This window comes from Kribbella lupini, from assembly GCF_039529595.1.
In the GTDB taxonomy this organism is placed as follows: domain Bacteria; phylum Actinomycetota; class Actinomycetes; order Propionibacteriales; family Kribbellaceae; genus Kribbella; species Kribbella lupini.
Map to the genome: position 1 here is coordinate 2,432,556 of NZ_BAAANC010000002.1, position 23,525 is coordinate 2,456,080.

The window sequence follows — 23,525 nt, forward strand, 5'->3', positions numbered from 1 at the left end:
CACAGGCCGCTCCGTCACGCACAGTGCTCATAGGGTGTCTGCCGAGGTAGTTGCCTTTGGCCACCAGGAGGAGCAATCGTGCGCGTCTCACCCGTACGCACCACGGCGGTCGGCGTCCTGGCCGCGGCCGTCGCGATCGGCATCGGGCAACTGCCCTCGAGAACGGCCGCTGCCGGTACGACGCCGGGCGGCGACCCCGTCGCCTCCCAAGGCAAAGGCGCCCGCGCCGACGAATTGGCCAACCCGCTCGAGGACAAGCGGCGCGAACTGCGCGAGGCCGCGCTGAACGGTGTGCTCAACGGCTCGGTCAAGGCCGAGCAGCGCGGCCCGAGCAAGGTGGTCAAGGTCGGCCGGGAGATCGCCGTACCGACCGCGCGGGACGGGCTCGGCCGGATCAAGTTCGCCGAGCAGCGCAAGGCCCAGTACGTCGAACTGGCGCGCGAGAAGACCGACAAGATCTTCGTCATCCTGGCCGAGTTCGGCACCAAGCGGCACCCGGACTTTCCAGACCGCGACACCGACCCGGACACCGCGGGCCCGACGACGTACGACGGGCCGCTGCACAACGCGATCCCGGCGCCCGACCGCAAGACCGACAACTCGACGGTCTGGCAGGCCGACTACTCCGCGCAGCACTACCGCGACCTGTACTTCGGCAAGGGCGAGTCGGTCAAGACGTACTACGAGAAGCAGTCCTCGGGCCGGTACAGCGTCGAGGGCACGGTCTCGGACTGGGTGAAGGTGCCCTACAACGAGGCGCGGTACGGCCGGTCCAACGGGACGCCCTGCGCCGACACGATCTGCAGCAACACCTGGGCCCTGATCACGGACGCGGTCGCCCAGTGGGTGACGCTGCAGCAGGAGGCCGGCAAGTCAGCTGCCGACATCCGCAACACGCTGCAGTCCTACGACCAGTGGGACCGCTACGACTTCGATGCCGACGGCAACTTCAACGAGCCGGACGGCTACCTGGACCACTTCCAGATCGTGCACGCCGGCGGCGACCAGGCCGACGGTGACCCGCACCAGGGCGAGGACGCGATCTGGTCGCACCGCTGGTACGCCGACCAGAACACCTCGACCGGCCCGGCCACGAACAAGCTCGGTGGGGTCCAGATCGGCAGCACCGGTCTGTGGGTCGGCGACTACACGATCCAGCCGGAGAACGGCGGCCTGAGCGTCTTCGCGCACGAGTACGGTCACGACCTCGGGCTGCCGGACCACTACGACACCTCCGGCCGGCCGAGCCAGAACCCGGTGAACTGGTGGAGCGTGATGTCGCAGTCGCGGTCCGGCGCCAAGGGCGACCTCGGGATCGGCCTCAAGCCGCAGGACCTCGGTACCTGGGACAAGTTGCAGCTCGGCTGGCTCGACCACGTGACGATCAAGGCCGGTCAGACCAAGACGGTGGAGCTCGGCCCGCACGAGTACAACTCGACGCGTCCGCAGGGGCTGGTCGTCTCGCTGCCGAAGAAGAAGGTGACCAAGCAGCTGGTCGCTCCGGCGGCCGGCGCGAAGTCGTGGTGGAGCGGGACCGGCGACAAGCTCGACAACACGCTGACCCGCAAGGTGACGCTGCCGGCCGGCAAGGCGTCGCTGACGTTCCAGGCGAACTGGCGGATCGAGGACTGCGGGGCCGACGCCTGCGACTACGCGTACGTCGAGGTAAACGACGGGTCGGGCTTCAAGGCGATCGCCGGCACCATCACCCAGGCCGCCGAGGCCAACGGCATCGACGGCAACTCCGGTGGCTGGAAGCCCGCGACGTTCGACCTGTCGGCGTACGCCGGGAAGACGGTCGAGCTGCGGTTCCGGTACGCGACCGACTCGGCGACGCACGAGCTCGGGTTCTTCGCCGACGAGATCAAGCTGACCGCGAACGGGCAGGCGCTGGTCACGGACGGCGCCGAGAGCGGCCCGGCGGGCTGGACCGCGAAGGGTTTCCAGGCGGCCGGTCAGTCGGTGACCACCGAGTACGACCACTACTACCTGGCGTCCAACTACACGTACAACTCGTTCAACCGCTACCTGCAGACCGGCCCGTACAACTTCGTCGGCAACCCGCGGCCGAACTGGGTCGAGCACTACCCGTACCAGGACGGCCTGCTGATCTCGTACTGGGACACCTCGCAGTCCGACAACGAGACCGCGGTGCACCCGGGCCAGGGCCAGTGGCTGCCGATCGACGCGAACCCGACGCTGCGGCCGAACCCGGCCGGCGGGTTCTGGAAGAGCACGCTGCAGAGCTACGACTCGACGTTCGGGCTGCAGAAGTCGGACTCGTTCGACCTGACCGTGAACGGGAAGAAGAACCACTTCGCCGGGGCGGACGGTGTCGCGACGTTCGACGACCGGAACGAGTTCTGGTCCGCCAAGGTGCCGTCGTACGGCGTGAAGCTTCCGCACGTCGGGGTGACGATCAAGGTGATCGGTCAGCGCAGCACCAACGTGCGCGTGGTGGTCGGGCGCTAGCCACGCTCGGTGAGCGTTTGCAGTCGGGTACTGAGCTGGGGTGAGTTTCTACCGTCCGCTGCCGAGGACGCTCCGATGAGGCGCAAACCGCCCGCCGGGGCGGTCACCAAGGCGCCCGACGGCCTGCCGTCGGCCATGATCGAGAACTGGGCGTGGCACGACCACGCCGCGTGCCGGGACGTGAACCCCGAGTTGTTCTTCTCCGCCGAGTCCGAGCGCGGGCTGCGCAAGCACGCCCGCGAGCTGCTCGCGAAGTCGCTGTGCGGGACCTGCCCGGTCCGGCAGCAGTGCCGCGAGCACGCGCTGATGGTCGGCGAGATGTACGGCGTCTGGGGCGGCACGACCGAGGAGGAGCGCGAACCCGCGCTCCACGGCCGCCACCGCTGACTCAGTCGAACAGTTCGTCGAAGAAGGACTTCTTCTTCTTGCGCTGCGGGTACTGCTGGCCGTACTTGTTGCGGTCGTCGTACCGGCGGTCGCTGTCGTGGCGGCGGTCGTCGTACCGCTTCTCCTCGTACCGCTTCTCTTCGTAGCGGGGCTCGGGCGCGCGGGTCTGCTGCGGTCCGTTGTAGGCGACCTCGGCGTCCACCAGCTTCTCCAGCTCGCCGCGATCGAGGAAGATGCCGCGGCACTCGGTGCACTGGTCGACGGTGACGTTGCTGCGCTCGTAGGTCCGCATTGTGCCCCGGCACTTCGGGCAGATCAGGCTCTCCATCGCACCACCCTAAGTGACGAAAAGGCCGCCCTGACGCGGTTTCAGCGAACTCTCAGGAACCCACACAGTGACGGCTGGAAACTCTCAGGGAACGAACCGGTCCTGCTCCGAAACAGCCTGCTCCGTCAGGTGATCGCGGCCCGGCGGAGCGTCGTACGGCTCCGGCCAGAAGTCGGTGACGCGCGCGATCAACCCGTCGCGCAGCTCGAGGAAGACCACCGCCACCAGTTGCCGCCCGCCGACCGTGAAGAGCAGCGACGCCGACGCGGTGCTGCCGTCGGCGAGCAGGCGGGTCACGCGCAGCTGCCAGGCGCCCGGGTACTCCTGGTTGAACCGCAGGTAGTTGCCCCGTCCGGTGATCCGCTCACCGGTCTGCGGCAGCTCGTACCGGACGTCGTCGGTCAGGAGCGCGCCGAAGGCGGACCATGCGCGGGCGTTCATCGTGGTGAAGTAACGCTCGGCCACGGCGCGGGTGTCTTCGGTGGCGGTCATGTCGGCGACGGTAGCCCCGGGGACCGACATTCTGTGATGAGAGGATGCAGACCGGTCGTGACGAGGGAGTGTGGGAATGGCTGAGCAGTCCGCGGGGCTGCTGGCGCGGCGGCGTGCTCGGGGTTTGTGGGTGCGTGGGGCGCGGCAGCTGGGGTTTGCCAAGGCTGACGAGAAGGCCATGACGGTGGACAAGCCGGCGGCGCTGGAGAACTTCACCAAGGCGGTCGAGCTCGATCCGGGGATGACCGATGCCTGGCTCGGGTTCCACGCGGCCGGCGGGGATGCCGACACCGCGCTCGACAAGCTGGTCGCGGGCGTCAAGCGGTTCGGCGAGGAGCGGGACGCCGACAAGCGGCGGCTCAGCTCGTCGTTCCGGGCCGGCTGGTGGTTCACCCACTCGCTCGAGACGACCGACCACGTCTGGCACGCGGAGGCGCTGCGGCGGCTCAGTGCCGGCAACGCGGCGGGTGCGGCCGAGGCGACCGCCGAGGTGATCGAGGACCTGCGCCGCAACTTCCTCGAGGCCGCGGTCGCGATGAACCGGTCGGAGTTCGAGACCGCGATCGGCATCCTGCGCCGGATCCCCACCGACGGGCACCTCGGCGTCGAGGCGCAGCTGCGGCTCGGCATGCTGCTGGCGACCGTCGAGCAGTGGAGCGAGGCCGAGACCATCCTGCGCCAGGCCGCCGGGCAGCAGCTCAACTCGTTCGTCGCCGTCGACGCGGAGTACTACCTCGGCTTCGTCTACCGCGGCACCGGCCGCGAGCAGAACGCGATCCGCCAGTTCGAGTGGGTCTACGAGCGCGACAACTCCCACCGCCAGGTCGCCGAGGCGCTGGCCGACTCCAACGTGCGGCTGAGCACCCGCCGTACGGAATCCCGCGGGACGACGTCGCAGGCCGCGCCGGTGATCCGCCGCGGGTCGCCGTCCGCGCCCGCGCTGCACCGCCAGCCGGACTGGGGTGCGGTCCAGGGCATCCTCAACGAGCTCGACCGCAACGTCGGCATGCAGGACGTCAAGCAGCAGGTCTCGGCCGTCGCCGCGCAGGTCCGCGCCGGGCTGATGCGCGCCGAACGCGGGCTGCCCACGGCCAAGCTCGGCGGCCACCTGATCTTCGCCGGACCACCCGGCACAGGGAAGACCACGGTCGCCCGCGTCGTGGCCCGCCTGTACTGCGCGCTCGGGCTGCTCGCGGCGGACACGGTGATCGAGACCGACCGGTCGGGCCTGGTCGCGGACTGGATCGGCCAGACCGCGACGAAGACCAACGAGGTGGTCGACTCGGCGCTGGACGGGGTGCTGTTCATCGACGAGGCCTACGCGCTGAAGAAGAAGGGCACCAGCACCAACGACTTCGGCACCGAGGCGATCGACACGCTGCTGAAGCGGATGGAGGACGACCGCGACCGCCTGGTGGTGATCGTCGCCGGGTACTCCGAGCCGATGGCCGAGTTCCTGGAGGCGAACCCGGGGCTGCGCAGCCGCTTCTCGACCCGGATCGACTTCCCGCGCTACACCGCCGACCAGCTGCGTGAGATCGCGCTGCGGCTGGTCGACAGCCGGGGCGACCACATCACGCCGGACGCCGTGACCAGCCTGACCGCGGCCCTGGACCAGGTCTGCGCCAACGGCCGGATCGACGACCTCGGCAACGCGCGGTTCATCCGGACCGTACTGGAGACGGCCGGCAAGCACCGCGACCTGCGGCTGTTCCACTCGCCGGGCTTCCCGACCGACCTCGAGCTGGTCACACTGGACGGCTCCGACCTGAAGTCGGCCATCCAAGAGATCCTCAGCTTTTAACAGGGGGATGGGGAAGGACTGTGCAGGCGCCGCCGCTGAGGTGAAGGTGGGCGGCTAAGTGCGGTCGCCTGTGGTTTTAGGCTCGTCGGGTGGTGGGCCTGTCGGCGAGGTGGTGGGGATTGGGCGGACTATTTGGTGCGGCCGCCTTTCCCGGGTGGGGAAGGCGGCCGTCGTCCGGGTCTACTTGAAGCGGGTCAGGAAGTTTTTCAGGATCGGGCCGGCCGCCTTGCCGCCGGAGACGCCGCCCTCGACGATCACCGCGAACGCCACGTCGCCGCGGAAGCCGACCATCCAGCCGTTCGTGATGACCTTGCCGTTGGCAACGACCTCGGCGGTACCCGTCTTGCCTGAGGCGACGCCGGTGCTGGCCAGCGCCGACGCGGTGCCGTTGGTGACCGTGCTCCGCATCATCGCGCGCAGCGCGCCGGCCGTGGCCGGGGGCAACGGTGCCGCCGCCGGGCCGGCCGGGTCCTTGCCGATCACCAGCACCGGCTTCATCGCCGTACCGTGCTTGACCGTCGCGCCGATCAGCGCCACGCCCAGCGGGCTGGCCGTCACGGTGCCCTGGCCGATCATCGACGCGGCCTCGGCGACGTCGTCCTTCGGAGCCGGCACCTCACCGCCGTACGCCGGGATCGAGAGCTTCAGCTCCTGGCCGAGGCCGAACATCGCCGCCGCCTTGGTCATCCCGTCCTTGGCCAGCCGCCCGTGCTGGGAGATGAACGCGGTGTTGCAGGACTGGTTGAACGCCTTCTCCATCGTGCCGTTCCCGTACGGCGCGAGGCCGTCGTAGTTCTTGAACGACTTGCCGAAGACGTTGATCGTGTTCGTGCACGGCAGCGGCGAGCTCGCGGTCAGCCCGGCGCCCATCAGCGCGGCCGACGTGACGATCTTGAACGTCGAGCCCGGCGCGTAGTGGCCCTGGAAGGCGCGGTTGTAGTTGGTCGCGGTCGGGCCGTTCGCCGCGGCGAGGATCTGACCGGTCGACGCCTGGACGGCGACCAGCGACGCGGGCAGCTTGCTCGTCGCCAGCGCGGCCTCGGCGGCGCGCTGCAGGTTGGTGTCCAGCGTGGTGCGGACCGGCGTACCGGCCTTGCCCTCCTGCTTGAACACCTCCTTGATCACCATCTTGGTCTTGCCGTCGCGCAGGTTCACCTGGCCGCCGGGCGTGCCGGCCAGCTGCTGCTGCATCGAGTACTGCAGGCCGGTGGTGCCGACCTGGTCCTGGCTCGAGGCGGTCGGGCCCGCGTTCTTCAGGGTCTCGGCGGTCGCGGTCTTCATCGTGCCGATCACCGAGCGCGCGAAGGTCGGGCTCTCCGGCAGCGACTGCGTGCCGCCCATGGTCAGGACGCCGGGCAGGTTGCCCATCTTCGGGCGGAGCTTGTCCCACTCCTCGGCGCGGATCGTGATCGCGTCGACGAACTGGCCGGGCGGAGCCGCCTTCGCGCGGTTCCACAGCTTGGTGCCGTCGACGTCGAGGTTCTTGGTGAACGCGGCGTACGTCGCGGCGGTCGCCTTGTTGCCCGAGGCGACGCCGACGATGACGACCGGGCGGTTCGTGGTCAGCGGCTTGCCGGTCCGGTCCAGGATCGAGGCCCGGGCCGGCACCGTGCGGACCCGCTTGAGGTAGTTGGCCTCGCCGAGACCGGGGTAGATCGTGTCGCCGGAGGCCTTGATCTTCCAGGCGTCGCCGGTCTTCACCACGGTCGCCGTACTGGTCCACTTCATCGTGCCGATCCCGCGCAGCACGGCCTCGACGGCCAGGTCCTGGGTGCAGTTGCTGTCGTCGGTGCAGTTCGGCTCGCCCTGCGGCGTGACCGTCGCCGACTGCGCGACCAGCGCGGTGTCGACGTCGTCCAGCCGGGGGCCGAAGGTGGCCGGGTTGTCGGTCAGCGCGGCGGCCTCGGTCGGCTTGCCGTCCGGCGCCCAGGCCTTCACCCAGCCGGCCGCGAAGGCCTTGACCACCTCGGCGGAGGCCTGCTTCTCGTCGTTCGGGTCGGCCTTCCCGCCGTCACCGGACTTGCTGTCGGAACAACCAGCGGTGACCATCAGGGCACTCAGACAAACGATGGCAGCAGTTCGCTTCACGATCTCCACTCTCGCACGGCGACGGTTTGACACTCCGAACAGTCTTCGGCGTGTGCCCAGCCTGCCACGAGGGGGGAAATACTCAGGCGGGCCACAGGAGTACGACGCCCGAGGCGCTCGGGAGGTTGGTCAGATCGACAGCTGGATCACCGCGAACACGGCGGACTCCGGGTCGGTCAGCACGGCCATCCGGCCGAAGTCGGTGTCCAGCGGGTCGCCTGCGAGGCGGCCGCCGGTGCGTTCGGCGCGGGTGACGGTGTCGTCGAGGTCGGCCGTGGCGAAGTACGGCAGCCAGTGCGCCGGGGTCTCGGCGGGCATGTCGGGGTGGAGCTCGCCGGTTCCGGCGACCGGGCGGCCGGCGGCGTAGAGCGCGGCGTACCGGGCGTCGGCGTACTGGTCGCCGGGACCGAAGTCCGACGTGGTGCCGATCTCCTCCAGGCGGTAGCCGAAGACCTTGGTGTAGAACGCCTTCGCCTCGTCGTACCCGCGACTGAGGGCCTCGCTCCAGACCAGCATGCCCGGCTCCGACCGGCGGCCGGTGCCGATGTGGTCGGTGGCCTGCCAGAGGCCGAAGATCGCGTCGTTCGGATCGGTCGCGATCGCCATCCGGCCGTGCACGGAGACGTCGACCGGGTCGAGCAGCAGCCGTCCGCCGGCCTCGGTGATCGCGGCGGCGGTCCGGTCGACGTGGTCGGTCGCCAGGTACGTCGTCCAGCGGCTGGGCAGGGCCTCGGTGCCGGGGTGCTTGCCGCCGATACCGCCGACGTCCTCGCCGTCCACGCGGCAGATCCAGTAGTCGCGACTGTCTTGGTGCTCGCAGTCCCAGCCGAACAGCCCGGCGTAGAACCGGGTCGCCGCCCGGGCGTCGGTCGCGGCGAGATCCACCCAGTTCGGCGTACCGGCAGGCCAGGGGGCGGTGCGATCGGCCATGCGCGCTCCTGCGGGAATCGGTTACCGGAGGGCCTTAACCTGCCAGGGCGGGCAGGTCACGTCGAGGCGATGGACGGTGAACCGGGTAACGGTTCGATCACTCCGGGGCGTATTCTCACCGCTTGTGACCCGCCTCGCCCTGCACAGCCGGCTGATCGCCGGCACCGAAGAGTCCTACGCGATCGAGCACGCCCGGGTGTGGCCCGAGCTGATCGCGGTCATGAACGACGCCGGCATCACCGACTGGAGCATCTGGCGCAGCGGCCGCGACCTGTTCCACCTGGTCGAGTGCGACGACTTCGAGGCCGCCGTGGCCCAGCTCCGCGACGACCCGGTCGACCAGCGCTGGCAGCAGCACATGAGCCAGTTCGTCGAGGGCTTCGCCGCGAACGGCGCGCCGCTGCAGCACGTCTGGACCATGTCCCAGCAGACCGCCTAGCGCATCTCCCAGACCAGGATCTCGGCGCCGTCGGGACCCGCGGTCACGCGCTGCCCGTCCGCGGCGACGATCCGGGCGGCGTCGGCCTCGCCCAGGTCGCCCGCGCTCTCGAGCACGACCGAGCCTCGGGCAACGAACAGATGGACGTACGGCGCCACCGGCAGCTCGACCGTGCCCTGGGGCCGCAACCGCGCGACGGTCATCCCGGCGCCGCGCTGGTTGATCCGGATCGCCGTACTGCCGGCGTGCTTGGGCAGGCCCGAAGCGATCGGGACCAGCTCGCCGGCGCTCAGCGCGACGTCGACCTCGGCCTGCTCGTACGACGGGGCAAGGTCGAGCTCGTCCGGCCGGACCCACATCTGGATGTAGCGGACCGGCTCGCCTCCGTCGTTCTTCTCCGAGTGCCGGATCCCGCTGCCCGCGCTCATCCGCTGCGCGAGGCCGGGGTAGACGATGCCGCTGTGTCCTTCGGAGTCCTGGTGCACGAGGGCGCCGCGCAGCACCCAGGTGACGATCTCCAGGTCCTGGTGCGGGTGCGGGTCGAATCCGGTGCCGGGGGCAACCACTTCGTCGTTGTGCACGAGCAGCGCGCCGAACCCGACGTTCGCCGGGTCGTAGTACGGGCCGAACGAGAACGAGTGCCGCGACTCCAGCCAGTCCTCCTCGGTCAGGAAGCGGTCGGCTGCACGGCGTACGTCGATGCTCACACCGACTAGTAATACCCCTTCTCGCCGTCGAGCAGCTCGCGGATCGTGTCGAGGTGGCCGACGTGCCGCGCGGTCTCCTCGATCATGTGCAGCACCATCCAGCGCAGCGTCGCCTGGCCGGCCTTGAAGCCGGGGTGCTTCCCGGTCTCGTCGAGGGAGTGCGCCGCGATGATCTCGTTCGATCGCTCGCACTGCGCCTCGAACTCGTCCAGCAGCTGCTTCAGCGGCGCGGTCGGCGTCATGTCGGCGTCCTCGGGCAGCGACTCGTCGAACTGCGGGTTCCCCGCCGACGAGCCGTTCAGGAACACCACCTCGAACCAGCAGTGCTCGACCCACCGCAGGTGGTAGACGAGCCCCGCCATCGTCATCGCCGGCGACGTCGGCAGCACCGACCGCAGCTCGTCGGCCTCGGCCAGCCCTTCGCACTTCCAGCGCACCAGGGCACGTTGCTGATCCAGCCATCCGACCAGCTGGGTGCGCTCATCAGCAACGAAAGGGGGCCGCTCACGAGAAAACGTCATGGGCGGACCGTACGTGGGACTCGGCCCGCCCGCGACACAATTAGCGGCCCTGCAGGGACTTGACGTTGTCGCCGAAGGTCCAGTTCTTCGAGCCGTCCCAGTTGATCGACCAGGTCATCAGGCCCTTGAGCTGACCGTTGAAGCTGTTCCAGGCCTGGGAGACCAGGGACGGTGACATGTAGCCGCCGCCGGCGCCGTTCTGGGCGGGGAGGCCGGGCACCTGCTTGTCGTACGGGACGCGGATGGTGACGCCCTGGATGACCAGCCCGTTGTTGAGGCAGGTGGTCTGGGCGACGAAGCCCTGGACCGTGCCCGCGGAGTACGAGTCGCCGGAGCAGCCGTACATGCTGCCGTTGTAGTACTGCATGTTCAGCCACCACAGCCGGCCGCTGTCGGCGTACTTCTTGATGATCGGCAGGTACGAGCCCCAGATCGAGCCGTAGGTGACGCTGCCGCCGGTGACGTACGCCGTCTCGGGTGCCATCGTCAGGCCGAAGTTCGACGGCATCTGGGCCAGCACGCCGTCGATGATCCGGATCAGGTTGGCCTGCGAGGTGGACAGTTGGTTGATGTTGCCGCTGCCGGTGAGGCCGGTCTCGACGTCGATGTCGATGCCGTCGAAGTTGTACGCCTTCAGGATCGGTACGACGGTCGCCACGAACCGGTCGGCGACGGCGGACGAACTGAGGTCGATCCCCGCGGTCGCGCCGCCGATCGACAGCAGGATCGTCTGGCCGGCCGCCTTCGCCGCGCACATCTCGGCCGGGGTCGCGACCTTCACGGTCGCGTCCATCCCGTCCTCCCACTTGACCGTGCCGTCGGACAGGATCACCGGGAACGCCGCGTTGATCACGTTGTAGCCGTGCTGCCCGATCCGGGTGTCGGTGATCGGCGTCCAGCCGAACGGCGGGTGCACGCCGTTCGAGGCGCCGTCCCAGTTCTCCCAGTAGCCGTGCAGCACCTTGCCGGCCGGGCGCGACTTCACCGCGCAGGTGGCCGAGCCCGGCGGCGGGGTGGTCGGGGGCGTCGTCGGCGGAGTTGTGGGTGGGGTCGTCGGCGGGGTGCTGTCGCAGGCGCCTTCGTCGAGCCAGAGCGAGGGGGCCGCGACCGGGTTCCAGCCGGAACCGGGTGGGGCGGTGTGCGCGGAGCGGGCGGCGTACGAACGGTTCTGATAGGTCACCTTGGCGCCGGCCGCGTAGCTGACGCCTTCGGCCCAGGCGGCCGCCGTACAGGCTGCTTGGGCCGAGGACTGGCCGGCCTGGGCCACCAGTCCGGCCGACGCGAGCAGCACACCGGCTGCCACCGCACTCACGAACACAGCGCCGATCCGTCGGTTCATGGCCGCTCCTCAGTCCAATACGCAGTGACCTTTCGTTTCTTCACCGTAGGCGCTGCGCCCGCGGACTGCCACGACATGTCGGAAACCCGCCTCGGACAGCAGAGAACGTGGACCGGGTTGGTGTCGACGGCTGACGGTTTGGCCCCCACCCAGTTGGTGGAGCTCGTGGGCTCGCCCACCCGCCCACCTCTGTGGGAGGTGGTGGATGCGTTGGCGGCGGTGTGGGGAGGTGCACGGCCGAGTGAATGCGCGCATCCACCTCTGTGGAGGGGTGGTGCACCGTCGACGGAGTGTGGGAGCACGGCCTATTGCTATGCCCCACCGGCGGTACAGAACGGGACTCCGACCGCTCGGTGGGCGGTCGGAGTCCCGGTTCGTGGATCGGGTGCCGGGGGAGGAGGGGCCCCCGGCACCGGTTGTCACCCCGTGGGGTTGCCGTTGTCGGAGCCGAGCTTGGCCTTCGCCGTCTGGCCGGTCTGGCCGCCGCGGGTGTAAGTGATCGTGACTTCGTCGTCCGGGCGGTGCGAACGGACCGCGGCGACCAACGCGTCCCCTGACGCGATCGCCTTGCCGTCGATCGCGGTGACCACGTCACCGCTCTTCAGGCCGGCCTTGTCCGCCGCACCGCCGGACGTCACCTCGCCGAGGGTTGCTCCCTGTGTGAGCCCGTCGGAGGACTGCGCGTCGCCGACCTGCACTCCGAGCCGCGCATGTGTGGCCTTGCCCTTGGCCACCAGCTCGTCGATGATCGGCTTGGCCTGGTCGATCGGGATTGCGAAGCCCAGGCCGATGTTTCCGCCTTCGGATTGTCCCGATCCTCCGGCGGTTTTGATCGCGCTGTTGATTCCGACCACCTGGCCGGCGAGGTCGATGAGGGCGCCGCCGGAGTTTCCCGGATTGATCGCGGCGTCCGTCTGGATGGCTGGGAAGACCGTCGTACTGTCCTGCTCCTCGCCGCCCGAGGTGACCGGGCGGTTGAGCGCCGAGACGATCCCACTCGTCACGGTGGCATCCAGGCCGAACGGCGAACCGATCGCCACCACACCCTGCCCGACGCCGAGGCTGCCGCTGGTGCCGAGAGTGGCCGGCGTCAGGTCCTTGGCGTCGGCGCGGATCACCGCGAGGTCGGTCAGCGGGTCGGTGCCGACGACGGTCGCGGAGACCGTCCGGCCGTCGTTCAGGATCACGCTCAGCTTGCCGCCCTGACCGGCACCCGCCACCACGTGGTTGTTGGTGACGATCAGGCCGTCCTTGCTGATCACGATGCCCGAACCGGTGCCGCTGCCCTGCGCGGTGGTGAAGGCGATCTTCACTACGCTCGGCAGGACCTTGGCCGCGGCGTTCTGCACCGAGCCGTTCGGCGCGGAGGCCGGCGCCGCCTGTCCGCCGTTCAGCGGAGCGGTCACCGACGGGGTCGCGCTGGAGTCGTTCGTGGCCGAGTAGACAGCCGCACCACCCACGCCGCCGGCGGTCCCGACCAGGAGTGCGGTCAGAGCCACCAGAGCCAGTCCGCGCCGCTTGGGCTTGGGCTGCTCCGGATGAGCCGGCTGCTGCGGGCCGAACGGCGGCCAATTGGTACCCGGCGACGCCCCCTGATGCGCCCCGGTCGTACCGAACTGACCACCCTGGTAGCGCCCCTGGCCCTGCGGCGCGTACTGCTGCTGCGCGTGCTGGCCGTAGCCGGTCGTCGGCAGCTGCTGAGTACGCTCCTGCGGACTCGAGCCGTACGACGGCGGCGTCCCCTGCGGAGCCTGGTTCCCGTACGTCGAACCCTGCGCCGGGGTGTCGTTCCCGGGCTGGTTCTGCGGCTGGTGCGGCTGGTTCTCGGTCATGGGTCAACCATGAGGGCCGGACCTGAGAGAGCCCTGAAGATCCCGTCAGAGCAGCCAAAGAAGTCCGTGAGCCTTCGCTGAGGATCCTGTGACGAACCTGTGAAGAGGAGCTTGTGGCTGAGGTCGGCGATGATGCGGCCGGAGAGGTCGGCGTGGGCTGAGGCCACTTCGGCCGGAAAGAGAAGTGGCGCGAGGGGTCGGTTAGCGAGGGGGTGTTGTCCACCCCGGGCGGGGCAGGCGCTCCTGCCCTGTCCGGGGTGGTGTCTAGCGGGACTGGGTGGCGGCGTGGGGGAGCCAGAGGGTGAACTGGGCTCCGCCGCCGGGGGCGTTGCGGGCGTAGATCATGCCGCCGTGCTGCTCGGCCGCGTGCTTGACGATGGCCAGGCCGAGGCCGGATCCCGGGCGGCTGCGGGCTTCGCTGGAGCGGTAGAAGCGCTCGAACACGTGCGGCAGGTCGGCCTCGGCGATGCCTGGGCCGCTGTCGGTGACCGTGAGTACGCCGTCGCGCAGGCGCACGATCACCCGGGCCGGCGACTCGCCGCCGGTCGGCGGTGTGTCGGGGGTGCTGTACTTCGCGGCGTTGTCGAGCAGGTTGGTCACCGCGCGGCCGAGCAGCCGCTCGTCGCCCCAGACCGGGAACGGCGCGAGCTGCACATCCCACTCCAGTCCGGGCGCGCGTCGCCGTACCTTCAGGACGGCGTCCTCGACCACGTTCGCCAGCTCGATCAGCTCGGCGTCGCGGACCTGCGGGGTGTCGCGCGCCAGCTCGGTCAGGTCGCCGATCAGCGTCGTCAGCTCGTCCATCTGCGCCCGTACGTCGTCCAACAGCTGCTGCCGGTCCTCCGGCCGCAGCCCGCCGCGCTTGTCGGCCTGGGCGAGCAGGTCGAGGTTGGTCCGGATGCTCGTCAACGGAGTTCGCAGCTCGTGCCCTGCGTCGCCGACGAGTCGGCGTTGCCGATCCTGAGATCGCGCCAGGGCTTGCAGCATCGCGTTGAACGCCTGCGCGAGCCGGGAGATCTCGTCCGACCCGGTCACCGGGATAGGCCGTAGCTCTTCCGTACGAGCGACGTGCTCGGCAGCACCGGTCAACCGCGTCAGCGGCCGCAGCCCGGACTGCGCGATCGCGTTCCCGGCCAGGGCGGCGCCGATCACGCCGACGAGGCCGAACGCCCACAGGACGATCCCCAGGTTGTGCAGGGTGCGGTCGATCGAGTCGAGCGATTGGGCGACCACGAGCGCGCCGGGTTGCAACTGTTCGACGGCGCACTGCCGGTAGTCGCAGTACTGCGCAGGAACCGCGACCACCCGGAAGTGTCCGCTGTTGCGAACCCCCACCGTCCGCACGCTGGCCTGGTTGCCCTGCTCGATGGCGATCTCGAGCTCGTCGTTCCCCATCGGCGGCATCAGGCTGTCGACGGCGGCGAACTGCTCGCCGTTCGCCCCGTAGACGCCGACCTGGATGTCGCTCAGGCCGAGCGCGTCGGACGGGATCGTCTGCAGGATCACCTTGTTGGTCAGCACGCCGCGCTTGGCGGCCTGCCCGGCGCGGTCGATCAGGCTGTTGTCGAGGTTCTGGTACATCTGCTGCCGGACGGTGATGTACGCCGAGATGCTGACCAGCGCGACGGCCAGTCCGACGGCCACGGCCGCCAGCAGGGTCACGCGGGCGTGCAGGCTCAGCCGGTGCAGCTTCTCCTGCCACCAGCTCTGCGTGCGGGCAGCGGTCGCCGCCACCCGGTTGGTCCCGTTGCCGTTCGTGCGGGCCTGCGGTGCGTTGATCCGGGAGGCGGGTCCAGGGCCCTGGGGGCCGGTGCCACCTGAAGCGGGCGCGCCTGGGCCGGCGCCAATCAGGCCGGGCGCACCCGAGCCGTGCCCGCCTAAGCCAGCTCCGCCTGAGCCGGGCGCATCCGAGCCGGCACCGCCGGAGGCGTTGCCGCCGCCGGCGGCACCGGGCGCCAACGAGCCCTGTCCGCCGGAGGCGTCGCCGGCTCCCGCCGGGCCCTGCCCGCCGGAGACGTTGCCGCCGCCTGCCGGGCCCTGCCCACCGGGACCCGACGGCCCCGGCGACGCGGGTCGCGGGCTCGGCGTCGGGGGGATGCGGCCGCTTCCGGCGTACGAGGGGAAGTCCGGGGGTTGCGAGCTCACGGTGGGGTGTCCCTGAGGACGTAGCCGATGCCGCGGACGGTGTGGATCAGGCGGGGCAGGCCGTTGACCTCGGTCTTGCGGCGCAGGTAGCCGACGTAGACCTCGAGGGAGTTGGCGGTGGTCGGGAAGTCGTAGCCCCAGACGGCGTCCAGGATGACGGCGCGCTCGAGCACCCGGCGCGGGTTGCGGATCAGCAGTTCCAGCAGCGAGAACTCGGTCCGCGTCAGCTGGATCGCGACGTCCCCGCGGTGCACCTCGTGCGCGTCGACGTCGACCACCAGGTCGGCGTACTGCAGCACCTCGCCGCGCGGTCCGCCCTCGCCGGGCGTCGCGCTGCGGCGGAGCAGGGCGCGCAGGCGCGCGAGCAGCTCCTCCAGTGCGAACGGCTTGGTCAGGTAGTCGTCGCCGCCGGCGTCGAGCCCGTCGACCCGGTCCGCGACCGCGTCCCGCGCGGTCAGTACCAGGATCGGCACGTTGTTGCCCGCGGCCCGCAGCGCCTTGGTGGTCTCCAGGCCGTCGAGGCGCGGCATCATCACGTCCATCACGACCACGTCGGGCTCGACGTTGCCGATCACCGCGAGCGCCTCGGCGCCGTCGGAGGCCGTCACCACCTCGAAGTCGTTGAACTCCAGCGAACGGCGCAGCGAGTCCCGGACCGCCCGGTCGTCGTCCACCACCAGTACCCGCATCGTTCGCTCCCCCCTCGTGATCAAATCTTTCTCCCGCGAGCCTAGGCCGTCAGTTTGAGAAACGGCTGAGAACCCGCTGATCGGTCGCGAAGGACGATCACCAGGCGTAGCTTTTCCGCGTGGACATCGTCGAGTTCTCCCCTGAGACCGAGCAGCTCACCTGGACCTTCGGCGGTGCCGCGCCGGTCCGCCGGGTCCGGCCCGGAAGCCTGTTGCGGCTGTGGACCGAGGACGCGTTCTCGGGCCGCCTGCGCAGTACCGAGGACCTCGCCAGCGCGAGCCTGAACATGCCGTTCGTGAATCCGCAGACCGGCCCGTTCTACGTCGAGGGCGCCGAGCCCGGCGACACCCTCGCGCTGCACTTCGTCGAGCTGACCCCGGCCCGCACGTGGGGTGCGTCGGCGACCATCCCGTTCTTCGGCGGCCTCACGAGCACCGACAAGACGGCCACACTGCAGGACCCGCTGCCGGAGCGGACCTGGATCTACGAGGTCGACACCGAGAAGCAGACCGTCGGTTTCCAGGCCCAGGGCAGCGACTTCGAGGTCGCGCTCCCGATCAACACGATGCTCGGCACGGTCGGCGTCGCTCCCGCGGCCTTCGAGGTCCGCTCCTCGCTCGTACCGGACTACTTCGGCGGCAACATGGACACCCCGGAGATGAAGGCCGGTACGACGTGCTACCTGCGCGTCAACGTCGAGGGCGCGCTGTTCTCGGTCGGCGACGGCCACTACCGCCAGGGCGAGGGCGAGTCCTGCGGTACGGCGGTCGAGGGCGCGATGAACGTGGTCATGCTGGTGGACCTCATCAAGACCCCCGGCCCCGCCTGGCCGCGCCTAGAAACCGACGATTACCTGGCCGTCGTCGGGTCGGCCCGCCCGCTGGAGGACGCCTGGCGCGCCGGTCAGGTCGACATGGTCGGCTGGCTCAGCGAGCTGTACGGCCTCGACAAGCTCGACGCGTACCAACTGCTGAGCCAGGTTAGCGAGGTCCCGCTGGCCAATGTCGTCGACGCCAACTACAGCGTCGTCACCAAGGTCCCGAAGCGCCTGCTGCCCAACGCCGAGGTCTACGGCGGCATCCACGCCCAGCTGCGCGGCATCAAGAGCTGAACGCCGGTACGACGTCCTCCGCGAACCGCTGCAGCGGTTCGCGGTCGTAGGCGACGCCGGGGATGTAGGCGATCACGTACTCGATCCCGATCTCGGCCAACTGCTCCAGCTGGATCCGCAGTTGTTCGGCCGTCACCACCTCGGCCCGCAGCCCCGCGAGCCCACCGCCGTTGCCGATCTCGCCGAACTCCTCCAACGTGTAGCGCCCCCGCGCCCTCGCCGTCGCAGTGACCGGGTCGGCGCCGGCCTCGACGGGGAACACGTTGATGCTCGTCGACTTCACGATCGCGTCGTAGTCGCGACCGACGGCGTCGCAGTGCGTCCGCAGTACGGCGAGCTTGCGCTTGATCGTCTCGACGACGCCGGTGCCGAAGTTGCAGGCGTCGGCGTACTGCGCGACCAGCTTGAGCGTGACCTTCTCGCCGCCGCCACCGATCCACAGCGGAGGCTTGCGTCGCGGCTCGACGAACGGCTTGTCGACCGAGTGGTACCTGCCGTGGAAGACGACATCGTCCTCGGTCCACAGCCGGTGGATCAGCTCGACGGACTCCGCGAAGGAGCCCATCCGGTCCTTGAGGCTGGTCCAGGGATACCCGTACGCCGTCCACTCGTGCTCCGACCAGCCGGCCCCGATCCCGGCGTACAGGCGGCCGTGGCTCGCGACGTCGACGGTGGCGGCCATCTTCGCGTAGAGGGCCGGGTTGCGGTATCCGCTGCAGCCGACCATCTGGCCGAGCTTGACCCGGTGCGTGTCGCGCGCGAGGGCGGCGGTCGTCGTCCAGGCCTCGAAGACGGTCTCGCGCACCGGTTCGGGCACGGTGTGGAAGTGGTCGAACAGCCAGATCGAGTCCCAGGGGCCGGCGTCGGCGGCGCGGGCTACGGCGGTCATCGCCTCCCATTGGTCGATCGGGTCGGTGAGCTCGCCCAGGTCCATCCGCCAGCCCTGCGGGACGAAGAGGCCGAACTTCATCGGGCTGGTTCCTTGACCGGGGCACCGGTCTTGCGGCGGGAGATGGCTACGCCGGTGAGGCAGAGTGCGCCGCCGGCCAGGGCGAGGGTGGCGGGGGTTTCGTCGAGGAGGAGCCAGGCGAGGCCGATGGCGACGACCGGTACGGCGTACACGGTGACGCCCATTCGGCCGGCGGTGGAGCGGCGGAGGGCGAAGGCCCAGGTGGTGAAGCCGAGGGCGGTCGGGAAGGCGGCGAGGTAGAGGACCCACCAGATCGTCGCGGTGCTCGCGGCGCGGAGTTCGTCGAGCAGCGTGGGGGCGAACGGCAGGCAGACGATCGCGCCGATCGTGCAGGCGATCCACGTCACCTGGGCGGCGGGGAGACGGCCGAGCAGCGGCTTCTGGGTGACCACGCCGACGGCGTACGAGACGGCGGCGGTGACGCAGAGGACGACGCCCCAGGTCTCCGCGCGGCCGGTCGACGTCGACGTGCCGATCACGACGACACCGGCGAACGCGACCAGGCTGCCGATCACGAGCGGCCGCGGGAAACCTTCGCCGAGGGTGATTCCGGCGAGCAGTGCGATCAGCAGCGGAGCGATGTGGACGAGCATCGCCGCGGTGCCGGCGTCGAGGCGGCGTTCGGCCTCGTTCAGGGCGAGGTTGTAGACGCCGAACCAGAGCAGTCCACAGGCCAGCAGCAGCGGCCAGTCGCGTCGTACCGGTCGTTGCCAGCGGCGCCCGCGCGGCTGGAGGACGAGGACGGCGCCGAGCAGGACGCTGCCGACCAGGAGGCGGGCGAGGGACAGCGGACCGGCCGAGAACTCCGTGCCAACGTGCCGGATGGCGACGAAGGAGGAGGCCCACAGCAGCACGGTGACGGCGGTCGCTCCGGGGGCGAGCAGGTTCTTCACAGTGATTAGGCTAGGAAGGAAATCGCAGGCTCTCCATGCCGGAACGAAGGACTGGGTGTGAAGTGTTTTCCGAAACGAAGGCAATCGAGCTTGATGACCTCAATACCCGCATCCTCACCGAGCTGACCGCCGATCCGCGGCTGCGCACGACCGAGCTCGCACGCCGCCTCGGGGTCTCGGCGCCGACCGTGCGCGAGCGCGTCACGCGGCTCGAGGAGTCGGGAGTGATCCGCGGCTACCGGCTCGACCTGGATCCCGCCGCGCTCGGTCTGCCGGTGGCGGCCTGGGTGCGACTCAAGCCCGGCCCCGGGCAGATCCCGCGGATCGTCGAGCTGGCCCGGGCCACGCCCGAGGTGGTCGAGTGCCACCGGATCTCCGGCGAGGACTGCTTCCTGATCCGCGTCCAGGCCCCCGCGATCGACGCCCTGGAAGCCCTGCTGGACAAGCTCAATGTGCACGGCTCGACGAACAGCTCGTTCGTCGTCTCAAGTCCGGTCCCGCCCCGCTCGGTCCCGCTGCGCTGACGCGGCGTACTTGCGGGCCACCGTCGCGAACGACTCCTTCGGTTCGCGGCGATCGAGGTCGTGGGCCGGGATCCTCACGACGCCGAACCCGGCCATGTCCAGGTCGAACAGCGGGTCGGTCCAGTGCGGGAAGTCGCGCATCGCGTAGGTGAAGACGAAGCACCCGTGCACGCGGCGCGAGTCGTACAGGTCGATCAGTTCACCGAGGTACGCCGCCTGGGTGGCCTCGTCGCGCGTGTACCCCTCCTTGACCCGCCGCGGCGAGGCGAACCAGTTGACGATCAGGAACGACCCGGGCCCGCGCTGTTCGGCCCCGACGAACGAGCCGCAGCCGAACTCCGTGATCACCACCGGCTTGTCCGACTTCTCGACCAACCTGTCCAACTGTCGCTCGTACGCCGCGGAGTCGGTCCCGAAGCGGTACAGGTTCACCCCGACGAAGTCGAAGCCGGACCAGTCGACCTGCTCCCAGTAGCCGGCCGCGTAGCTGATCGGCCCGCGGAACGCCTCGTGCGCGGTCGCCAGGGCGGCCGTGAGCAGGACGGCGAGCTTGCGCGTGATCCGCCGGTCGAAGAAGCGGCGCCACCGCACCAGCACCTGGATCCGCAGGAAGATCCGTGGCCCGGGGATCATCCCCGGCGCGCTCAGCGAGAACTCGCTGCCGACCAGCAACGTCACCTTGCCCGGATGCCGCTGCCGCAGTTCCTCGGCCATCGTCGCGGTTTCGGCCAGGTGCGCCAGGATCTCCCGATGCGGCCGATCCTCCAGGTACGGGCAGTCTGGTTGCCGCCCGGACGAGGCGAAAGAGCAACGACGGCGGACAAGACCTCAGTCGGACGGACCGGGTACTTCGGTCGGGCTTGTCCGTCTGGTGGGCCCCGACCAGCGTCGGAAGTGGTCTGCCTCACTACGCTGGGAGCGACTTCAGCGACCTTCGGAAGGACCCGACCCATGGCTGCCGACAAGCCTGTCCGCAGAGTTGCCCTTCTCACCGCGGGTGGGCTCGCGCCCTGCCTGTCGTCCGCCGTCGGCGGACTGATCCAGCGCTACACCGCCGTGGCGCCGGACGTGGAGATCATCGGATACCTGAACGGCTACCACGGCCTGCTGAGCGGCCGGTACGTCGACGTGACGCCCGAGGTGCGGGCCAAGGCCGGCCTGCTGCACCAGTTCGGCGGCAGCCCGATCGGCAACAGCCGGGTCAAGCTGACCAACACCGCCGACCTGGTCAAGCGCGGCCTGATCGCCGACGGCCAGAACGCCCTGCAGGTCGCGGCCGAGCGGCTGGTCGCCGACGGCGTCGACGTCCTGCACACGATCGGCGGCGACGACACCAACACCACCGCCGCCGACCTCGCGGCGTACCTGCACGAGCACGACTACGACCTGACCGTGGTCGGCCTGCCGAAGACGATCGACAACGACGTGGTGCCGATCCGGCAGAGCCTCGGCGCCTGGACCGCCGCCGAGCAGGGCGCGCTGTTCGCCCGCAACGTGATCGCCGAGCACAGCTCGAACCCGCGGATGCTGGTCGTGCACGAGGTGATGGGCCGCAACTGCGGCTGGCTCACCGCCGCCACCGCCCTGGCCTACCGCGAGTGGGTCAAGGGCCAGGAGTGGAACCCGGGCATCGGCCTGACCTCCGGCGGCTGGGACGTGCACGCCGTGTACGTGCCGGAGGTGGAGATCGACCTGGACGCCGAGGCCGAGCGCCTGAAGGCCGTCATGGACGAGAACGACTGCGTCAACATCTTCCTGTCCGAGGGCGCCGGTGTGCCGGCGATCGTCGCCGAGCTCGAGGCGCGCGGCGAGGAGGTCGGCCGGGACCCGTTCGGGCACGTCAAGCTGGACACGATCAACCCGGGTGCCTGGTTTGCCAAGCAGTTCGCGGAGCGGATCGGCGCGGAGAAGACGATGGTCCAGAAGAGCGGGTACTTCAGCCGCTCGGCCGCCGCGAACGACAAGGACCTGGCGCTGATCAAGGAGTGCACCGACTACGCCGTGGACGCGGCGCTGCGGGGCGAGTCCGGGGTCGTCGGCCACGACGAGGAGCGCGGCGACGAGCTGCGCGCGATCGAGTTCCCGCGGATCGCCGGCGGCAAGGAGTTCGACGCGGGGGTCGAGTGGTTCACCGCGCTGAAGGCGGAGATCGGCCAGCCGTAGGTCGTTATCGGGACAGCCGCGCGACCCAGGTGTCCGCGGCTTTCTCGATCTGGTCGAGCACGTCGTCGAAGCCCTCGTCCTCGCCGTAGTACGGGTCCGGTACGTCGACGTCGGCGAACAGCTCGACCGCGACGGCCTCGGTGCCGAGCCGGCGGTTCAGCGCGGACAGGTGGCCGGAGTCCATCGCGAGCACCAGGTCACGCTCGGCGAACCAGCAGCTGCGGAACTCCTGCGCCCGGTGCGCGCTCCCGTCGTACCCACGACGTCGGAGCGCGGCCGCGGCGCGGGAGTCCATCGGGTCGCCGATGTGCCAGCCGCTGGTGCCGGAGCTGGTCACCACGACGTCGGTCAGTCCCGCCTCGGCCAGCTTGGCGCGCAGGACGACCTCGCCGATCGGCGAGCGGCAGATGTTGCCCGTGCAGACCACCTCGACGCGCCTCACCGCCTTGGTCATCTCAGTGGATCTCGGCCTTGTCCGGCAGTACGGCGTTCAGCAGGACGCCGACCAGCGTGATCACCAGGGAGCCGAGCAGCGCCGCGACGAACCCGTCCACGTGGAACTGGACGTCGAGCTTGCCGGTGATCCAGGAGGTCAGCAGCAGCATCAGGGCGTTGATCACGAAGATCAGCAGGCCCAGCGTCAGGATGATGAACGGCAGCGAGAGCAGCTTGGCCACCGGCTTCACGACCGCGTTCACGATGCCGAAGATGGCCGCGACGATCAGCAGCGTGAGCACCCGCTTCCCGGTGGTCGCCCCCTGCAGCGTGATCCCCCCGACGACCCAGCTCGCCACCGCCAGCGCCACGGCGTTCGCCAGCAACTTGATGATCAGGTTCTTCATACCGTCGATCCTCCCACCCCGAGGCTCACCGGACGGTCCTCCCGCACCGGAACCGGGGTAAAGCCAGGGATCAGCTGTGCGGCATCGCGATGGCTTCGAGCAGGGACTCCTCCGCCCCGGCCAGGTGCCGGCGCAGCTCCTCGACGCACTCGTCCAGCTCGCCCTTCTCCAGCAGCCGGATCAGCTTGCGGTGCGAGGCGACCTGCTGCTTCGCGTCCTGCCGCAGGGCGTCGACGCGGGCCAGCGCCAGCCGCGCCTCGCCCGTGATCGAGTCCGCGGTGGCGATCAGCCGTTCGCTCCCGGTCAGCGCGACCAGGCTGCGGTGGATCGCCAGGTGCGTCTCGGTCATCGCCTCCGGATCGGCGCCGTCCTTCGCGGTCGCGGCGAACTCCCGCATCGCCGCCCGGACCTGCTCGCGGGCCGTCTCGTCGGCGTCGTACCAGGCCTTGATCCCGGCCGACTCGAGCACGAACCGCGCCCGGCAGATGTCGGCGACCGCGGCCGGGTGCAGGATCGCGACGCTGACGCCCTTGTTCGGCTCGCGGACCGCCAGGCCCTCGGTGACCAGCATCGTCATCGCCTCGCGCACCGTGCTGCGGGCGACGCCGAGCGCCTCGGCCAGCGGCTGCTCGCGCAGCGGCGTACCGGGCTCGAGGTCGCCGGCGAAGAGAGCGGCCCGGAGCGCGTCCACGACCCGGTCCACCGTGGTCGAGCGATCTACTCGCAGCCGTTCGTACATGGGAGGATTCTCGTCCAGTCAGGGGCCGTTGTCGCGCGCGGCACCCGTCCGGACCCCGACCTGTGGACAACTCCCGACCTGATGAACCACTTTTCAGGCAGTCTGTTCT

23 protein-coding genes are annotated in these 23,525 nt (G+C 70.0%); 7 read left to right on the forward strand and 16 right to left on the reverse strand.

Annotated elements, in window-relative coordinates; genetic code table 11:
• The first annotated feature begins 78 nt into the window (after positions 1-78).
• Positions 79-2,472 (forward strand): immune inhibitor A domain-containing protein, encoded by a 2,394-nt coding sequence (locus tag ABD235_RS24990; protein ID WP_344178157.1) that lies wholly within the window; start codon positions 79-81, stop codon positions 2,470-2,472.
• A 75-nt stretch (positions 2,473-2,547) separates the two neighbouring features.
• Complete coding sequence (locus tag ABD235_RS24995) at positions 2,548-2,859, forward strand: WhiB family transcriptional regulator (protein ID WP_425553172.1); 312 nt, start codon at positions 2,548-2,550, stop codon at positions 2,857-2,859.
• A gap of 1 nt (position 2,860) precedes the next feature.
• Here the strand turns inward: ABD235_RS24995 and ABD235_RS25000 are convergent, their stop codons facing one another.
• Complete coding sequence (locus tag ABD235_RS25000; protein WP_344178159.1) at positions 2,861-3,187, reverse strand: TFIIB-type zinc ribbon-containing protein; 327 nt, start codon at positions 3,185-3,187, stop codon at positions 2,861-2,863.
• An 84-nt stretch (positions 3,188-3,271) separates the two neighbouring features.
• Positions 3,272-3,679 (reverse strand): nuclear transport factor 2 family protein, encoded by a 408-nt coding sequence (locus tag ABD235_RS25005; protein ID WP_344178161.1) that lies wholly within the window; start codon positions 3,677-3,679, stop codon positions 3,272-3,274.
• A gap of 76 nt (positions 3,680-3,755) precedes the next feature.
• On the opposite strand from ABD235_RS25005, the gene ABD235_RS25010 reads away from it, so the two are divergent.
• Positions 3,756-5,483, forward strand: coding sequence for an AAA family ATPase (locus ABD235_RS25010; RefSeq protein ID WP_344178163.1), 1,728 nt, complete (start codon positions 3,756-3,758; stop codon positions 5,481-5,483).
• A gap of 180 nt (positions 5,484-5,663) precedes the next feature.
• Here the strand turns inward: ABD235_RS25010 and ABD235_RS25015 are convergent, their stop codons facing one another.
• Together ABD235_RS25015 and ABD235_RS25020 are read right to left on the reverse strand one after the other, a co-directional pair.
• On the reverse strand, positions 5,664-7,571 hold the full coding sequence (locus tag ABD235_RS25015; protein ID WP_344178164.1) for a penicillin-binding transpeptidase domain-containing protein: 1,908 nt from the start codon (positions 7,569-7,571) through the stop codon (positions 5,664-5,666).
• Positions 7,572-7,700: 129 nt separating this feature from the next.
• Positions 7,701-8,501 carry a VOC family protein gene (locus tag ABD235_RS25020; RefSeq protein ID WP_344178167.1) on the reverse strand — a complete coding sequence of 267 codons (801 nt, stop codon included), beginning with the start codon at positions 8,499-8,501 and terminating at the stop codon, positions 7,701-7,703.
• A gap of 124 nt (positions 8,502-8,625) precedes the next feature.
• Between ABD235_RS25020 and ABD235_RS25025 the strand changes: the two genes are divergently transcribed.
• Positions 8,626-8,940 carry an L-rhamnose mutarotase gene (locus ABD235_RS25025; RefSeq protein ID WP_344178170.1) on the forward strand — a complete coding sequence of 105 codons (315 nt, stop codon included), beginning with the start codon at positions 8,626-8,628 and terminating at the stop codon, positions 8,938-8,940.
• Here the strand turns inward: ABD235_RS25025 and ABD235_RS25030 are convergent.
• The 6 genes from ABD235_RS25030 to ABD235_RS25055 all read right to left on the reverse strand — a co-directional run bounded on the left by ABD235_RS25030 (position 8,937) and on the right by ABD235_RS25055 (position 16,173).
• A complete protein-coding gene (locus ABD235_RS25030) occupies positions 8,937-9,647 on the reverse strand; it encodes a pirin family protein (protein WP_344178172.1) in 711 nt (236 codons plus the stop codon). The two genes, ABD235_RS25025 and ABD235_RS25030, sit on opposite strands and share 4 nt — an antisense overlap.
• A 5-nt stretch (positions 9,648-9,652) precedes the next feature.
• Positions 9,653-10,168: a DinB family protein gene (locus ABD235_RS25035; RefSeq protein WP_344178173.1), complete on the reverse strand. Its 516-nt coding sequence runs from the start codon at positions 10,166-10,168 to the stop codon at positions 9,653-9,655.
• Between the two features lie 40 nt (positions 10,169-10,208).
• Positions 10,209-11,507, reverse strand: coding sequence for a carbohydrate-binding protein (locus ABD235_RS25040; RefSeq protein ID WP_344178176.1), 1,299 nt, complete (start codon positions 11,505-11,507; stop codon positions 10,209-10,211).
• A gap of 419 nt (positions 11,508-11,926) precedes the next feature.
• Positions 11,927-13,339 (reverse strand): S1C family serine protease, encoded by a 1,413-nt coding sequence (locus ABD235_RS25045; protein WP_344178179.1) that lies wholly within the window; start codon positions 13,337-13,339, stop codon positions 11,927-11,929.
• Between the two features lie 264 nt (positions 13,340-13,603).
• The gene (locus tag ABD235_RS25050) at positions 13,604-15,073 is read right to left on the reverse strand and encodes a sensor histidine kinase (RefSeq protein WP_344178180.1); all 1,470 of its coding nucleotides are present in this window, start codon (positions 15,071-15,073) and stop codon (positions 13,604-13,606) included.
• 407 nt (positions 15,074-15,480) lie between these two features.
• A complete protein-coding gene (locus ABD235_RS25055; RefSeq protein ID WP_184800369.1) occupies positions 15,481-16,173 on the reverse strand; it encodes a response regulator transcription factor in 693 nt (230 codons plus the stop codon).
• A gap of 119 nt (positions 16,174-16,292) precedes the next feature.
• On the opposite strand from ABD235_RS25055, the gene ABD235_RS25060 reads away from it, so the two are divergent.
• On the forward strand, positions 16,293-17,285 hold the full coding sequence (locus tag ABD235_RS25060; RefSeq protein WP_344178183.1) for an acetamidase/formamidase family protein: 993 nt from the start codon (positions 16,293-16,295) through the stop codon (positions 17,283-17,285).
• On the opposite strand, the gene ABD235_RS25065 is transcribed toward ABD235_RS25060, so the two are convergent.
• A complete protein-coding gene (locus ABD235_RS25065; protein ID WP_344178184.1) occupies positions 17,275-18,255 on the reverse strand; it encodes an LLM class F420-dependent oxidoreductase in 981 nt (326 codons plus the stop codon). The genes ABD235_RS25060 and ABD235_RS25065 overlap by 11 nt on opposite strands.
• Entirely contained in the window at positions 18,252-19,148 is an 897-nt protein-coding gene (locus ABD235_RS25070; RefSeq protein WP_344178186.1) for a DMT family transporter, read from the reverse strand. Before ABD235_RS25070 ends, ABD235_RS25065 begins: the two co-directional genes overlap by 4 nt.
• 62 nt (positions 19,149-19,210) lie before the next feature.
• Between ABD235_RS25070 and ABD235_RS25075 the strand changes: the two genes are divergently transcribed.
• Positions 19,211-19,672 (forward strand): Lrp/AsnC family transcriptional regulator, encoded by a 462-nt coding sequence (locus ABD235_RS25075; RefSeq protein WP_344178188.1) that lies wholly within the window; start codon positions 19,211-19,213, stop codon positions 19,670-19,672.
• Here the strand turns inward: ABD235_RS25075 and ABD235_RS25080 are convergent.
• Positions 19,634-20,386 (reverse strand): glycoside hydrolase family 113 protein, encoded by a 753-nt coding sequence (locus ABD235_RS25080; protein ID WP_344178190.1) that lies wholly within the window; start codon positions 20,384-20,386, stop codon positions 19,634-19,636. The two genes, ABD235_RS25075 and ABD235_RS25080, sit on opposite strands and share 39 nt — an antisense overlap.
• 237 nt (positions 20,387-20,623) lie before the next feature.
• Here ABD235_RS25080 and ABD235_RS25085 point away from each other — a divergent pair, with 237 nt between their 5' ends.
• The gene (locus tag ABD235_RS25085) at positions 20,624-21,835 is read left to right on the forward strand and encodes a pyrophosphate--fructose-6-phosphate 1-phosphotransferase (RefSeq protein ID WP_344178192.1); all 1,212 of its coding nucleotides are present in this window, start codon (positions 20,624-20,626) and stop codon (positions 21,833-21,835) included.
• Between the two features lie 4 nt (positions 21,836-21,839).
• On the opposite strand, the gene ABD235_RS25090 is transcribed toward ABD235_RS25085, so the two are convergent.
• From ABD235_RS25090 to ABD235_RS25100, 3 genes are all read right to left on the reverse strand, one after another.
• A complete protein-coding gene (locus tag ABD235_RS25090) occupies positions 21,840-22,289 on the reverse strand; it encodes a low molecular weight protein-tyrosine-phosphatase (protein ID WP_344178194.1) in 450 nt (149 codons plus the stop codon).
• A 1-nt stretch (position 22,290) separates the two neighbouring features.
• Positions 22,291-22,677 carry a phage holin family protein gene (locus ABD235_RS25095; protein ID WP_344178196.1) on the reverse strand — a complete coding sequence of 129 codons (387 nt, stop codon included), beginning with the start codon at positions 22,675-22,677 and terminating at the stop codon, positions 22,291-22,293.
• A gap of 70 nt (positions 22,678-22,747) precedes the next feature.
• A complete protein-coding gene (locus ABD235_RS25100; RefSeq protein WP_344178199.1) occupies positions 22,748-23,416 on the reverse strand; it encodes a GntR family transcriptional regulator in 669 nt (222 codons plus the stop codon).
• Positions 23,417-23,525: the final 109 nt, after the last annotated feature.

Excerpts from the sequence above, each read along its gene's own strand:
- ABD235_RS25000 (WP_344178159.1), bottom strand. The coding sequence starts at position 3,187 with ATGGAGAGCCTGATCTGCCCGAAGTGCCGGGGCACAATGCGGACCTAC.
- ABD235_RS25085 (WP_344178192.1), top strand. The coding sequence starts at position 20,624 with ATGGCTGCCGACAAGCCTGTCCGCAGAGTTGCCCTTCTCACCGCGGGT.
- ABD235_RS25010 (WP_344178163.1), top strand. The coding sequence starts at position 3,756 with ATGGCTGAGCAGTCCGCGGGGCTGCTGGCGCGGCGGCGTGCTCGGGGT.
- ABD235_RS25005 (WP_344178161.1), bottom strand. The coding sequence starts at position 3,679 with ATGACCGCCACCGAAGACACCCGCGCCGTGGCCGAGCGTTACTTCACC.
- ABD235_RS24995 (WP_425553172.1), top strand. The coding sequence starts at position 2,548 with ATGAGGCGCAAACCGCCCGCCGGGGCGGTCACCAAGGCGCCCGACGGC.
- ABD235_RS25080 (WP_344178190.1), bottom strand. The coding sequence starts at position 20,386 with ATGGCCGAGGAACTGCGGCAGCGGCATCCGGGCAAGGTGACGTTGCTG.
- ABD235_RS25035 (WP_344178173.1), bottom strand. The coding sequence starts at position 10,168 with ATGACGTTTTCTCGTGAGCGGCCCCCTTTCGTTGCTGATGAGCGCACC.
- ABD235_RS25100 (WP_344178199.1), bottom strand. The coding sequence starts at position 23,416 with ATGTACGAACGGCTGCGAGTAGATCGCTCGACCACGGTGGACCGGGTC.
- ABD235_RS25065 (WP_344178184.1), bottom strand. The coding sequence starts at position 18,255 with ATGAAGTTCGGCCTCTTCGTCCCGCAGGGCTGGCGGATGGACCTGGGC.
- ABD235_RS25090 (WP_344178194.1), bottom strand. The coding sequence starts at position 22,289 with ATGACCAAGGCGGTGAGGCGCGTCGAGGTGGTCTGCACGGGCAACATC.
- ABD235_RS25095 (WP_344178196.1), bottom strand. The coding sequence starts at position 22,677 with ATGAAGAACCTGATCATCAAGTTGCTGGCGAACGCCGTGGCGCTGGCG.
- ABD235_RS25045 (WP_344178179.1), bottom strand. The coding sequence starts at position 13,339 with ATGACCGAGAACCAGCCGCACCAGCCGCAGAACCAGCCCGGGAACGAC.
- ABD235_RS25040 (WP_344178176.1), bottom strand. The coding sequence starts at position 11,507 with ATGAACCGACGGATCGGCGCTGTGTTCGTGAGTGCGGTGGCAGCCGGT.
- ABD235_RS25020 (WP_344178167.1), bottom strand. The coding sequence starts at position 8,501 with ATGGCCGATCGCACCGCCCCCTGGCCTGCCGGTACGCCGAACTGGGTG.
- ABD235_RS25055 (WP_184800369.1), bottom strand. The coding sequence starts at position 16,173 with ATGCGGGTACTGGTGGTGGACGACGACCGGGCGGTCCGGGACTCGCTG.